Source organism: Kitasatospora sp. MAP5-34 (assembly GCF_029894335.1).
Lineage (GTDB): Bacteria > Actinomycetota > Actinomycetes > Streptomycetales > Streptomycetaceae > Kitasatospora.
This window is the reverse complement of sequence record NZ_JARXZC010000015.1, coordinates 132,378-144,880: the sequence shown is the minus strand read 5'-3', so window position 1 is coordinate 144,880 and position 12,503 is coordinate 132,378. Positions and strand designations below refer to the sequence as shown.

Sequence of the window (12,503 nt, the reverse complement as noted above, 5' to 3'; positions counted from 1 at the left end):
CAGGCCCGACTCCTCGACATACTCGAAGTCGACCCAACCCACCCCCGCTGGCTCGACACACGTTTCCCTATGTGCGAAGGACACAGCTAGCCGGCGCAGGTGGCCGGTCAGAGACAGGGGTGCGAGGCTCAGAGCCTCATGCCGAGGGCAGCACCAACCGGTTCTCGTACGCGAAGACCACGGCCTGCACCCGGTCGCGCAGCCCGAGCTTCAGCAGCATCCGGCTGACGTGGGTCTTCACGGTCGCCTCGGCCAGGCAGAGTTCCGCCGCGACCTCGGCGTTGGACAGGCCCCGGGCGACCTGGATCAGCACGCTGCGCTCGCGCGCGGTGAGCGCCTCGACGGCCTGCTCGCCCTGTCCGCGCCCGCCGCCGTCGGCGGGGAGCTGGGTGGCGAAGGTGTCCAGCAGGCGTCGGGTGATCCGGGGGGCGACCACCGCGTCACCGACCGCGACGGACCGGATCGCGCTCAGCAGCTCGTCCGGCTGGGCGTTCTTCAGCAGGAAGCCGGAGGCCCCGGCGCGCAGCGCGGCGAAGGCGTACTCGTCCAGGTCGAAGGTGGTCAGGATGAGCACCTTGGTCTCCGGGCAGCGCTCGACGATCTCCCGGGTCGCCTCGATGCCGTCCATCCCGGGCATCCGGACGTCCATCAGCACCACGTCCACCTGGTGCCGGACGGCGAGCCGCACCGCCTCGGCGCCGTCCCCGGCCTCGCCGACCACCTCGAGGTCGGGCTGCGAGTCGAGGACGAGGGTGAACGCGACGCGCATCAGCGGCTGGTCGTCGACCAGCAGGACTCGGACGGTCATCAGGGCGTGATCTCCTCAGGGGCGGGATCAGGGGCGAGGTCGGGACCGAGGTCGAGGGTGACGGCGACCCGCCAGCCACCGCCCGCCAGCGGGCCGGCGGTCAGGCTGCCACCGTACGCCGCCGCGCGCTCGCGCATCCCGGCGAGACCCTGGCCGACGTGGTCGGAGGCCCGGGGCAGTGGACGCCCGTCGTTGCGTACCTCCAGCGCCACCGCCGAGGCCGAGCAGTCCACCCTGACCTGGGCCCGGGCGCCGGGGGCGGTGTGCTTGAGCGTGTTGGTCAGGCACTCCTGGACGATCCGGTAGACCGTGAGCTGGGCGGCGGGGGAGATCTCGTCGGTCTCGCCCGTCAGCGACAGCGTGGTGGGCAGGCCGGCCGCCCGGACCTGCTCGGTGAGCGCCGCCAGCTGCCCGAGGCCGGGCTGCGGGTGGCGCAGCGCGTCCGGTTCGTCGGCGCGCAGGACGCCCAGGAAGCGCCGCATCTCGGTGAGCGCCTGCCGCCCGGTGGTGGCCGACTGCCGCATCGCGGCGGTGGCCTTCTCCGGGGCGAGCGGGTTGGCGTAGACCGCGCCGTCCGCGAGGGCGACCATCACGGAGAGGTTGTGCGTCACGATGTCGTGCATCTCGCGGGCGATCCGCGAGCGCTCCTCGGCGACGGCCAGCGCCGACTGCTGGTCGCGCTGGCGCTCCAGCTCCCGGGCCCGCTCGTGCAGGGCCTTGAGCTGAGTCCGCCTGGCCCGGACGTTCAGGCCGAGGACGGCGGCGGCCGTCACCGTGCCGCTGAGCATCAGCATCAGCCGGAACCCGCTCTCCATGGGATCGGCGAACCCGACGGACGAGGTCATCACCCGGACCAGCAGCATGACGACGCCCAGCTCCGCCACCCCGAACGCCATCAGCGTCCGCCGGCGCGGGCAGTGCGCGGCGACGGTGTAGAGCGCCAGCAGCACCGCGATGTCGGCAGGCATCGCCTGGCTGGTCAGCCACTGCACGAAGGCGACCAGCGCGGTGACGCCGAACACCGCGTACGGCGCCCGGCGCCGGAAGGTCAGCGGCAGGACGAGCGCGGCCTGCAGCACCCAGACCCAGGTGCCCGGCTGTTGGAAGCGGTGGTGCGGCAGGCTGGTCAGCGTCAGGATCAGCAGCGCGAACGCCAGGTCGACGGTGGTCGGGTACCGCTCGGTGAGCACCCGGACGCGGAGCCGGCCGATCAGTGCGGCCAGATCGCGCAGCCCCCGGGCGGCGGGTAGGAATCGCCGCCCGGGGGCTGCCGGGGCTTCTTCTGCGGTGGTCACCGGACCATTCTCGTACGAAGCGCGCGGATCGCGGACATCGCCGTCAGCGCCCGCAGCATCAGCCTGGCGCGCATGGCTCTCACGCGTCCCGGCGCTTGAGCATCACGGCCGCGCCGATGAGCGCCGCCAGCACGTACACGCACATCACGCCGAAGCCCGTCCAGGGGGCGAGCATGCCGGGGTCGGCGTGCAGGGTGGCCACCTGCTGGCCGGCCGCACCGGGGAGGTACGGGCCGATGTTGCTGCTCCAGTTGGCGGGCAGCACCTCGACCAGCGTCGGCAGGACCAGCAGCAGGCCGAAGACGGCGGCGATGCCACCGGCGGTGTTGCGGATCAGCGCGCCGATGCCGACCGCGAGCAGGCCGACGGCGGTGAGGTAGAGCGAGGTGCCGAGGACGGTGCGCAGCACGCCGGAGGCGGACAGCGTGGTGTCCACGTGGTGGCTCGCCAGGATCGCCTGGCCGGCGAAGAAGGCGACGAACGCGGTGATCGAGGTCACCACCAGGGTGATGGCGCCGAACACGGCGGCCTTCGCCCAGAGCACCGGGAGCCGGCGCGGCACGGCGGAGAGCGAGGCCCGGATCATGCCGGTGCTGTACTCGCCGCTGACGACCAGGACGCCGAGGACGCCGATGGCCAGCTGCGCCGCGAGGTAGCCGCGCAGGCTGCGGTCGGCGGCGTCGATGCTGAAGGCGTGGTCACGCACGTCCGGGTGGTCGAGGTGGTCGATCGCGCCGTAGCAGGCGAGCAGGCCGAAGCCGACCATGAAGAAGACCGCCGCGAAGAGCGTGTAGTAGCTCGAACGCAGGGTGCGGAACTTGATCCACTCGGACTTGACGACCCTGGGGAGCGTGACGGAGCCGCTGCCGGCCCGGGTGGAGAGGATGGTGACGGTGCTCATGCGGCGTGCTCCTTGACCGGAACGGCGGTGGCGCGGGGGGTGACGACTGCCTCGTACTCGACGGCGTCCTTGGTCATTTCCATGAACGCCTCCTCCAGCGACGCCTGCTGCGGCGTCAGCTCGAAGAGCACCAGCGAGTGCTCGGCGGCGAGGCGGCCGATCTGCTCGCTCTCGGCGCCGCTCACCTCCAGGACCTGGACGTCGTCACCGGTGGTCACCGTCACACCGTCCAACTCGCCCAGCAGCTTGCCGAGGCGGACCGCGTCGGGCGTGCGCACCAGGACGGCGCCGCTGGACGCGCTACGGGTGAACTCCTCGACCGAGGTGTCGGCGATGAGCTTGCCCCGGCCGATCACGATCAGGTGCTCGGCGGTCAGCGCCATCTCGCTCATCAGGTGCGAGGAGACCAGGACCGTACGGCCCTCGGCGGCGAGCGACTTGAGCAGGTTGCGGATCCACAGGATGCCCTCGGGGTCGAGCCCGTTGACCGGCTCGTCCAGGATCAGCGTCGCCGGGTCGCCGAGCAGCGCGCTCGCGATGCCGAGCCGCTGGCCCATGCCGAGCGAGAACCCGCCGGCCCGCTTCTTGGCGACCTCGCGCAGGCCGACGACGTCGACCACCTCGTCCACCCGGCTGCGCGGGATGCCGTGGGTGGCCGCCAGGGCGAGCAGGTGGTTGTAGGCGCTGCGGCCGGTGTGGATGGCCCGGGCCTCCAGCATCGCGCCGACCTCGCGCAGCGGGGCGGCGTGCTCGCTGTAGCGGCGGCCGTTGACGATCGCGTGCCCGGCGCTCGGCGTGTCGAGCCCGAGCAGCATGCGCATGGTGGTGGACTTACCCGCACCGTTGGGGCCCAGGAAGCCGGTGACGATCCCGGGACGGACGCTGAAACTCAGGTCCTGGACGGCGGTTTTCGGGCCGTAGCGCTTGGTCAGGCCGACGGCTTCGATCATGAGGGTTCCTCGGGGCGGGACGGGCGGGTGGATGACAGCTCAACGTTATGGGCCGCCGGACGCGCGGACGAGCGCCGCCGGGACGATCTGTGCAGGTGGCGACTGGGTCGTGAGATGCAGCGGGACTACATCTCAAGGCTGACGGGCCTCGAGATCTCGGGGCCGGCCCGCCTCGGAACGGACGGCTGAACCAGTCGTCCCGACCACGTCACAGAACCTCGGCAGCCCGGTCCCGTGGCCCTCGCGCCGGGTGGGACTGGTTAGGCTCGCGGGATGAACGTGTCACTCCTCGACGGCTGGTTCCCCTGGACCGTCCAGCTCGCCGCCGTTGCTGCCTGCCTCGCCGCCTTCGGGCTGCGCGACCGCCGCTGGCGCCTGCGCCGCGCTCCGCTCATCCTCGCGGTGGGCGCGCTGCTGACGGCGGTCGTCGCGGTGGTGGTGCTGACTTCGGCGGGGATCACCGACCCGCTGCCGTTCGAGCTCTGGCTCTGGCTGGGCGTCGCGCTGACCGCGCTGACCGTCCTGGTGGTCGGCTGGCGCGGTGCCCGCTGGTGGCACCGGCTGCTCGCGCCGGTCGCGATGCTGCTCGCGGTGTTCGCCGGGGCCAACGAGCTGAACATGTCCACCGGTTACTTCCCGACGATGGCCGACGCGATCGGCGGGCTGAGCGGCGACCCGCTGCCCGAGCAGATCACCCTCGACCAACTCGGCACGGTCACCGGCAAGACCACGACCGGCCGGATCGTCGAGGTGGACATCCCGGACACCGCCAGTGGCTTCACCCACCGGCAGGAACTCGTCTACCTGCCGCCGGCCTGGTTCCGCAGCATCCACCGGCCCAAGCTGCCCGTCCTGGAGATGATCGGCGGCGAGTTCGCCGCGCCGGACAACTGGGTGCGGGCCGGGACCGCCGTGCAGACCATCGACGCGTACGCCGAGAAGCACAACGGCTTCGCGCCCGTCCTGGTCTTCACCGACGCGACCGGCGGCTTCAAGGTGGACACCGAGTGCGTCAACGGCCCGAACGGCCACGCCGAGGACCACCTCGTCAAGGACATCCCGCCGTACGTCGAGAAGACCTTCGGCACCTCGACCGCCGCGCGCAACTGGGGTGTGGTCGGCTGGTCGATGGGCGGCACCTGCGCCGTCGACCTCGCGGTCGAACACCCCGACGTCTTCACGCACTTCGAGGACATCTCGGGCGACGTCGGCCCCAACTCCGGTGACAAGCAGCACACCATCGACACGCTGTACGGCGGCGACGCGAACGCCTGGAACGCCCACGACCCGCTGACCGTGCTGGCGCAGCACCACAAGTACAAGGGTGTCTCCGGCTGGTTCGAGAGCGGAGACCAGGAGGCCGCGCACATCAAGCAGGCCAGGCAGCTCGAGCAGGCCGCGCGCAAGGACGGTATCGACAGCACCGTGACCGTCCAACCCGGTAAGCACGTCTGGCAGTTCGCCTCCGAAGCCTTCTCCGAGGCGCTGCCCTGGCTCTCCCGCCAGCTCGGCACCCCGGGCCCGCATCCGCCGGTCGGCAAGCCCGCGACGGCTCCCGCGTAAGTACAGACCTACAGGCCGTCAATCCTTTAACAGGCCGCGCTACACCCTGGTCATGCCCCACGGCACGTGACACGCACCACACTGGGCCAACTCTGAATGGCAGAGCCAGTGCGCGTCGCCCCAGGGAGAAACCATGCCAACCGTCCAGGATCCCGTCGCCGCCAGCACCACCGGACCGCCGAACGTCCAACGCCTGAAGGCGAATTCGGTCGGTCTGGCCGGAGTGGTCTTCATGGCACTGGCGACCGCCGCGCCGATCACCGCGATGACCGGCAACCTGCCGGTCATCGTCGGTGGCGGCAGCGGCACCCACGCGCCGGCCGCCTTCCTCTTCGTCACCGTCGTGCTGACCGTCTTCACGGTCGGGTACGTCTCGATGGCCCGGCACATCACCACCGCCGGCGCGTTCTACGGCTTCGTCTCGCACGGCCTGGGTCGGGTGGTCGGGATGGCCTCCGGACTGCTGGCGGTGCTCGCGTACGTGGTGTTCGAGGCGTCGATCGTCGGCATCTTCGCGTACTTCGCCCAGCAGGCGTTCGCCGCGCAGTTCGGGCTGCACTGGGCCTGGCAGGTGTTCGCGCTGGCGATGCTCGCGGTCACCGCCGTGCTCTCGTACTTCGACCTGGAGGTCGCCTCCAAGGTGCTCGGCGTCTTCCTGGTCGGCGAGGTGGTGATGCTGGTGCTGCTGGCCGGCTCGGTGCTGGCCCACGGCGGCGGCCCGGCCGGGCTGCAGGTCGGCACGCTGAACCCGACCGGCGCGTTCGCCGGGGTCAACGCGGGGGTCGGGCTGTTCTTCTGCTTCTGGTCGTGGATCGGCTTCGAGTCCACCGCGATGTACGGCGAGGAGTCGCGCAACCCCAAGCGGATCATCCCGCGCGCGACGCTGCTCGCGGTGCTCGTCCTCGGCGTGCTGTACACCTTCGTCACCTGGATGGTGCTGTCCGGCAACGGGCCGGCCGCAGCGCTCACCGTCGCGAACGGCGCCAACCCGCTCGACCTCTTCCTCGCCCCCGCCCAGACCTACCTGGGCCACTGGGCCGTCACCGCCTTCCAGTGGCTGATGTGCACCAGCGCGTTCGCCTGCGGCATGGCCTTCCACCAGTGCGCCTCCCGCTACCTGTACGCGATCGGCCGGGAGGGCTTCCTGCACCCCGCGCTCGGCCGCACCCACCCCCGGCACGGCTCCCCGCACGTCGCCTCGTTCGCCCAGACCGCGATCGCGCTCGCCGTCGTCGGCGGCTTCTGGGCGGCCGGCCAGGACCCGTACGTCAGCCTCTACACGCTCACCGCGATCCTCGGCACGCTGGCGCTGCTTGTGGTGCAGACGCTCTGCTCGTTCGCGGTGATCGTGTACTTCCGCCGCAACCACCCCGAATCCCGGCACTGGTTCCGGACCTTCACCGCGCCGCTGCTCGGCGGGCTCGGGATGCTGGCGGCGATCGTGCTGCTGGTGGTCAACCTGGACACGGCGGCGGGCGCTGCCTCGAAGATCTTCTTCTTCAAGCTGATCCCGTGGATCGTCGCTGCCGTCTTCGCCGGCGGCATCGCCCTCGCCCTCTACATGCGGGCCCGGCACCCCGAGAAGTACGAGGTGATGGGCCGCCTGGTGGTCGAGGACTCCCAGGAACGCAACGCCTGACTCTCCGTCAGTTCCACTCGCCCGCGAAAGGACCACCCCACATGGCTCGCTCGCACCACGCCTGGCAGATCAAGCAGTTGCTCGCCGACCACGCTGCCGCCGACCACTTGCAACTCCCCGCCGACGAGTACCGGGGGTTGCGCGACGAAGCCCGCGCCGAACCGGCCGGCCCGTCCCGCAGAGCCCTGCTCGCCCGCGCGGCCGCGCTCGGGATCGGCGTGGCGGGGATCGCCGTGGCCCCCCGGGCCCGCGCCGCCGTCTCCAAGTACGTCGGCCCGATGCCCCGGATCGCCATCGTCGGCGCCGGGATCTCCGGGCTCAACGCCGCACTCGCCCTCGCGGACAAGGGCATCACCTCCACCGTCTACGAGGCGAACCCGTCCCGGATCGGCGGCCGGATGTACTCGGGCGGCAGCCCGTCCACCCCCGGCCTCTGGGAGCAGGGCCAAGTCTCCGAGTACGGCGGAGAGTTGGTCGACACCTCCCATCACACCATCCTCGATCTCTGCCAGCGCTTCGGGCTCTCGACCACCTCGGTCCGCGCGGCGACCCCGGCCGGGGCCGACCAGATCCTGCGCTTCCACGGCGCCTACTACCCGCGCTCGCAGGCGGACACCGACTTCAAGGCGATCTGGCAGCTGATCAGGAACGACATCCAGGCCGGCGGCTCCGCCCCGACCTGGAACAGCCACAACGCCGCCGCCGTCGCGCTCGACAACATGTCCATCCGGGACTGGATCAACTCCCGCGTCCCCGGCGGGGTTTCCAGCAACCTCGGGGCGTTTCTGGACGTCGCGTACGCGGTCGAGTACGGCGCCGACACCACCGCCCAGTCCTCCTACGCCTTCCTGCAGCTGATCTCCGCGCAGGCCAACCCGGGCAGCTTCAACATCTGGGGCGGCTCCGACGAGCGCTACCACATCACCGGCGGCAACGACCAACTCCCGCACGCCGTCGCGGCCGCACTCCCGCCCGGTACCGTCCAGCAGGGGTACACGCTCACCGCCGTGACCCGCAACGGCGACGGCACCCAGACCCTCACCTTCGCCCTCGACGGCGGCGGCACCCGGACCGTCACCGCCGACCACACCATCCTCGCCGTCCCGCTGCCGATCCTCCAGCAGCGGATCGACCTCTCCGGGGCCGCGCTCGACCCGATGATGCGCGGCGTGCTCGGTCACATGACGATGGGCTACTGCACCAAGCTCAACATGCAGTTCACTGGCCGCCCGTGGAGCGGCACCGGCCCATGGCCGGGGATCTCCAACGGCGAGTGCTTCTCCGACCTGCCGTTCCAGCAGGCCTGGGACGTGACCAGAGGCCAGGCCGGCAGCGACGGCATCCTGGTCCAGTACGGCGGCGGCACACCCGCCCGTTCGCTCACCCCGCCGAGCGCCTTCACCGACGCCTCCAGCAGCTACACCCGCGACCTGGTCACCACCTACCTCGGCCAGATCGACCAGCTCTGGCCCGGCACCAGCCCCACCTGGAACGGCCGGGCCACCCTCTCCGCCTGGCACCTCAACCCGTACTCGTACGGCGCTTACTCCTGCTGGCCGGTCGGCTATCTCACCACCTACGCGGGCTACGAGGGCACCGCCCAGGGCAACCTGCACTTCGCGGGCGAACACACCTCGTACAACTTCCAGGGGTACATGGAAGGCGGTGCCGCCGAGGGCGCCCGGGCCGCAGGCGAGGTGCTCACGGCCATCGGCGCGTAGCGGCTCCGCGAGTTGGTCGACCACCGGGCAACCAAGGGGGCGCGGGGCTCTGCAGTTCATGAAGCAGAGCCCGGTGCCCCTGCCACGGCTGATCGGCCGCCCAGGCTCAGGCGAGGGCGCTGCCCCGGAGCAGCAGCAGCGCGACGTCGAGCACGGCGAGGCCGAGCGCCGCCAGGAACGGCAGCCGGCTGCGCGCACCGGCCCGGAGCGGCAGTGCCAGGGCGAGCGCCAGGGCGCCGGTCACCACCAGGCCGGCCCGGCCCGCCGTACCCAGCCGTCCGGGCGGGCCGAGGGCGAGCACGGCGGAGGCCGCGAACAGCGGGACGGCGGCCAGCAGCCGGGCCCGCCGGACGCCGAGGCGCTGGGGGAGTCCGTGGACCCCGGTCCGGAGATCGTCCGCGATGTCCGGCAGGACGTTGGCGGCGTGGGCGCCCACGCCGAGCAGCGCGCTGGCCGCCACCGCCCACGCCGGGGGCCACGGGTGGCCGGGCAGGGCGAGGGTCAGGAAGGCGGGCAGCAGGCCGAAGGCCACCACGTAAGGCAGCCAGGAGAGGACCGTGCGCTTGACGCCCAGGTTGTACGCCCAGGCCGCCGCGACCCCGGTCAGATGGGCGCCGCCCGCTGCTGCGCCGTTCGCGAGCGAGAGCGGTACGCACAGCGCCAGCGCGCAGCCCGCCGCGACGGCGACGGTACGAGGGCGCAGCACCCCCGCCACCAGTGGTTTGTCCCGGCGGCCGGTGGCCAGATCCCGCCGCAGGTCCGCCCGGTCGTTGCACCAGCCGACCGAGAGCTGTCCGGTCAGTACCGCGAGTGCGACCAGCGCGCTGCCCGCCGCGCCGCCGCCGGAACCGGCCGCCAGGGCGGTGGCCACGGCCGTGACCGCGACGGACGGCGCGAGGTGGGCGGCCGACAGCAGCCCACGCGCAGCGGGGTGTCGGACGAAATGCCGAGTTGTGACCATTTGCTGATGCTTGCTCACCTTGCGCCTATTCTGTCCGAATGACGCGAATCGCCGCTGTCCACGGAGTAGTGCCACCCCACCGCTACCAGCAGCGCGAGATCACCGACGCGCTCGCGACGATCTGCCTGCCGACGGGCGGCGACCGGGGCGTACTGGACCGGCTGCACGCCACTGCCGGCGTCACCGCCCGTCACCTGGTGCTGCCGCTGGAGGAGTACGCGGGGCTGAACGGCTTCGGACGGGCCAACGACCTCTTCATCGAGGAGGGGCTGCGGCTCGGGGAACAGGCGCTCACCGCCGCCCTGGCCGAGGCCGGGATCGAACCGCACGAAGTCGACCTGGTGATCTCCACCTCCGTCACCGGCATCGCGGCGCCCTCGCTGGAGGCGCTGCTCGTCGGCCGGGTGGGCCTGCGGCCGGACGTGAAGCGCCTGCCGGTCTTCGGGCTCGGCTGCGCCGGGGGAGCCGCCGGCCTCGCCCGGCTGCACGATTACCTGGAGGGGCACCCCGACCAGGTCGCGGTGCTGCTCTCCGTCGAACTCTGCTCGCTGACCCTGCAACGGGCCGACGCGACCGTACGGAACCTGGTGGCCGGCGCCCTGTTCGGCGACGGAGCGGCCGCCCTGGTCGCCGTGGGCCGCGACCGCGCGAACCCCGGTCCGGTCGTGACGGCCACCCGCAGCCGCCTCTACCCGGGCACCGAGGGTGTCCTCGGCTGGCACATCGGCGACACCGGCTTCCGGATCGTGCTCGGCCCCGAACTGCCCGAACTGGTACGCCTGCACCTCGGCGAGGAGGTGCGCTCCTTCCTCGCCGAGCACGACCTCAAACCACCCGACGTCACCGCCTGGGTCTGCCACCCGGGCGGCCCCAAGGTGCTGGACGCGGTCCAGGAGACGCTCGGCCTCGACGCCAACGCCCTTCAGCTGACCAGGAGTTCGCTGGCCGAGGTCGGCAACCTCTCCTCCGCCTCCGTCCTGCACATCCTCCGCGACACCCTCGCGCTGCGCCCGCCACCGCCGCCCGGCACCCCCGGCCTGCTGCTCGCCATGGGGCCGGGCTTCTGCTCCGAACTCGTGCTGCTCCGCTGGTAGGAGACACCGTCGTGTACATCCTCCTGGTCCTGCTGACCGCCGCCGAACGTCTCGCCGAACTCCTCGTCGCCCGGCGCAACGCGACCTGGAGCCGGAGCCGCCGGGGCGTGGAGTACGGGCCCGGCCACTACCCGGTGATGGTCCTGCTGCACACCGCGTTGCTCGCGGGCTGCCTGGCCGAAACCCGGTTCGCCGCACGGCCGTTCGTACCCGCCCTCGGGTGGCCGATGCTGACCCTGGTCCTCGCCGCCCAGGCGCTGCGCTGGTGGTGCATCGGCACGCTCGGGCCGCGCTGGAATACCCGGGTCATCGTCGTCCCGGGCCTTCCCCTCGTCACCACCGGCCCGTACCGGCTCTTCAGCCACCCCAACTACCTGGCCGTGGTCGCCGAGGGCGTCGCGCTGCCGCTGGTGCACTCCGCCTGGATCACCGCGACGGCGTTCACCCTGCTCAACCTCCCGCTGCTGGCCGTCCGCCTGCGTTGCGAGAACGCCGCGCTCACCCACTGCGCCACTCTCACCGACTGTGCCCCGGTCCCCGGATGATCGACCTGCTGGTCGTCGGCGGCGGCCCGGCCGGGCTCGCCACGGCGATCCACGCCGCCCTGGCGGGGCTGGACGTCGCGATCGCCGAACCCCGGCCGGGCCCGATCGACAAGGCGTGCGGTGAGGGCCTGCTGCCGGGAGCCGTCCACGCCCTCGCCGAACTCGGCGTCAGCGTGCCCGGCCACCCGATCCACGGCATCCGCTACCTGGACGACCGCCACCTCGCCGAGGCCCGGTTCGGCCGTCACCACGGTCTCGGAGTCCGCCGGACGGCCCTGCACGACGCGCTCTCCCGCCGCGCGGCCGAACTCGGCGTACCCGTCCACCCCGTCAAGGCCGCCACCGTCACCCAGCACGCCGACCACGTCACCGCCGCCGGTCTGACGGCCCGTTACCTCGCCGCCGCCGACGGCCTGCACTCGCCGATCCGCCGGCAACTCGGCCTGGACCTGCCCGACCCGCGCCCACCCCGCTACGGGCTGCGCCGTCACTACGCCCTGGACCCCTGGACGGACTGCGTGGAGGTCCACTGGTCCGCCCGCTCGGAGGCGTACGTCACCCCGCTCGGGCCCGGCCTGACCGGGGTGGCCGTGCTGACCGCCGACCGCGCGCCGTTCGACCAGCAGCTCGCCGCCTTCCCGGCCCTGCGGCGGCGCCTCGGAGCCGCCGCCACCGCCACCACCGTCCGGGGCGCCGGCCCACTGCGCCAGCGCGTCCGGACCCGCGTCGCGGGCCGGGTCCTGCTGGTGGGCGACGCCGCCGGCTACCTCGACGCCCTCACCGGAGAGGGCGTCGCCCTCGCCTTCACCACCGCCGCCCAACTGGTCCACTGCGTAAGGGCGGACCGCCCGGCGGCGTACGAACAGGCCTGGCTCCGCACCTCCCGCCGCCACCGCCTCCTCACCGACACCCTGCTGCGCCTGCGCGCCCGCCCGTACCTGGCCCCCCGGATCGTCCCCGCCGCCGCCCGCCTGCCGGCCCTCTTCACCGCCCTGGTCAACCAACTCGGGTGAGCCGGGCCGCCCT

Annotated in this window: 11 protein-coding genes; 6 read left to right on the top strand and 5 right to left on the bottom strand. The window is 72.4% G+C overall.

The features are described 5' to 3' along the window. Positions 1-136: 136 nt before the first annotated feature. The 4 genes from P3T29_RS15390 to P3T29_RS15375 all read right to left on the bottom strand — a co-directional run bounded on the left by P3T29_RS15390 (position 137) and on the right by P3T29_RS15375 (position 3,954). Positions 137-808: a response regulator transcription factor gene (locus P3T29_RS15390; RefSeq protein WP_280717000.1), complete on the bottom strand. Its 672-nt coding sequence runs from the start codon at positions 806-808 to the stop codon at positions 137-139. Then, the gene (locus P3T29_RS15385) at positions 808-2,103 is read right to left on the bottom strand and encodes a histidine kinase (protein ID WP_280716999.1); all 1,296 of its coding nucleotides are present in this window, start codon (positions 2,101-2,103) and stop codon (positions 808-810) included. The genes P3T29_RS15390 and P3T29_RS15385 overlap by 1 nt, the downstream gene beginning before the upstream one ends. Before the next feature lie 79 nt (positions 2,104-2,182). Next, a complete protein-coding gene (locus tag P3T29_RS15380; RefSeq protein WP_280716998.1) occupies positions 2,183-3,004 on the bottom strand; it encodes an ABC transporter permease subunit in 822 nt (273 codons plus the stop codon). Continuing rightward, positions 3,001-3,954, bottom strand: a complete 954-nt coding sequence (locus tag P3T29_RS15375) for an ATP-binding cassette domain-containing protein (protein WP_280716997.1) — start codon at positions 3,952-3,954, stop codon at positions 3,001-3,003. The genes P3T29_RS15380 and P3T29_RS15375 overlap by 4 nt, the downstream gene beginning before the upstream one ends. Before the next feature lie 273 nt (positions 3,955-4,227). Here P3T29_RS15375 and P3T29_RS15370 point away from each other — a divergent pair, with 273 nt between their 5' ends. The 3 genes from P3T29_RS15370 to P3T29_RS15360 all read left to right on the top strand — a co-directional run bounded on the left by P3T29_RS15370 (position 4,228) and on the right by P3T29_RS15360 (position 8,877). Continuing rightward, positions 4,228-5,517, top strand: a complete 1,290-nt coding sequence (locus P3T29_RS15370) for an alpha/beta hydrolase-fold protein (protein ID WP_280716996.1) — start codon at positions 4,228-4,230, stop codon at positions 5,515-5,517. A gap of 133 nt (positions 5,518-5,650) precedes the next feature. Continuing rightward, complete coding sequence (locus P3T29_RS15365) at positions 5,651-7,156, top strand: APC family permease (RefSeq protein ID WP_280716995.1); 1,506 nt, start codon at positions 5,651-5,653, stop codon at positions 7,154-7,156. Positions 7,157-7,197: 41 nt separating this feature from the next. Further along, positions 7,198-8,877 (top strand): NAD(P)/FAD-dependent oxidoreductase, encoded by a 1,680-nt coding sequence (locus P3T29_RS15360; RefSeq protein ID WP_280716994.1) that lies wholly within the window; start codon positions 7,198-7,200, stop codon positions 8,875-8,877. A 106-nt stretch (positions 8,878-8,983) separates the two neighbouring features. On the opposite strand, the gene P3T29_RS15355 is transcribed toward P3T29_RS15360, so the two are convergent. After that, positions 8,984-9,838 (bottom strand): UbiA family prenyltransferase, encoded by an 855-nt coding sequence (locus P3T29_RS15355; RefSeq protein WP_280716993.1) that lies wholly within the window; start codon positions 9,836-9,838, stop codon positions 8,984-8,986. Between the two features lie 38 nt (positions 9,839-9,876). On the opposite strand from P3T29_RS15355, the gene P3T29_RS15350 reads away from it, so the two are divergent. The 3 genes from P3T29_RS15350 to P3T29_RS15340 are packed head-to-tail and all read left to right on the top strand — an operon-like array spanning position 9,877 to position 12,490. Next, positions 9,877-10,932 carry a 3-oxoacyl-[acyl-carrier-protein] synthase III C-terminal domain-containing protein gene (locus P3T29_RS15350; protein ID WP_280716992.1) on the top strand — a complete coding sequence of 352 codons (1,056 nt, stop codon included), beginning with the start codon at positions 9,877-9,879 and terminating at the stop codon, positions 10,930-10,932. Positions 10,933-10,943: 11 nt separating this feature from the next. After that, positions 10,944-11,477, top strand: coding sequence for an isoprenylcysteine carboxylmethyltransferase family protein (locus tag P3T29_RS15345; RefSeq protein ID WP_280716991.1), 534 nt, complete (start codon positions 10,944-10,946; stop codon positions 11,475-11,477). After that, entirely contained in the window at positions 11,474-12,490 is a 1,017-nt protein-coding gene (locus P3T29_RS15340; protein ID WP_280716990.1) for an NAD(P)/FAD-dependent oxidoreductase, read from the top strand. Before P3T29_RS15345 ends, P3T29_RS15340 begins: the two co-directional genes overlap by 4 nt. Positions 12,491-12,503: the final 13 nt, after the last annotated feature.

Coding starts and splice junctions, on each gene's coding strand:
- P3T29_RS15390 (WP_280717000.1), bottom strand. CDS start 808: ATGACCGTCCGAGTCCTGCTGGTCGACGACCAGCCGCTGATGCGCGTC.
- P3T29_RS15380 (WP_280716998.1), bottom strand. CDS start 3,004: ATGAGCACCGTCACCATCCTCTCCACCCGGGCCGGCAGCGGCTCCGTC.
- P3T29_RS15375 (WP_280716997.1), bottom strand. CDS start 3,954: ATGATCGAAGCCGTCGGCCTGACCAAGCGCTACGGCCCGAAAACCGCC.
- P3T29_RS15370 (WP_280716996.1), top strand. CDS start 4,228: ATGAACGTGTCACTCCTCGACGGCTGGTTCCCCTGGACCGTCCAGCTC.
- P3T29_RS15365 (WP_280716995.1), top strand. CDS start 5,651: ATGCCAACCGTCCAGGATCCCGTCGCCGCCAGCACCACCGGACCGCCG.
- P3T29_RS15360 (WP_280716994.1), top strand. CDS start 7,198: ATGGCTCGCTCGCACCACGCCTGGCAGATCAAGCAGTTGCTCGCCGAC.
- P3T29_RS15355 (WP_280716993.1), bottom strand. CDS start 9,838: ATGGTCACAACTCGGCATTTCGTCCGACACCCCGCTGCGCGTGGGCTG.
- P3T29_RS15350 (WP_280716992.1), top strand. CDS start 9,877: ATGACGCGAATCGCCGCTGTCCACGGAGTAGTGCCACCCCACCGCTAC.
- P3T29_RS15340 (WP_280716990.1), top strand. CDS start 11,474: ATGATCGACCTGCTGGTCGTCGGCGGCGGCCCGGCCGGGCTCGCCACG.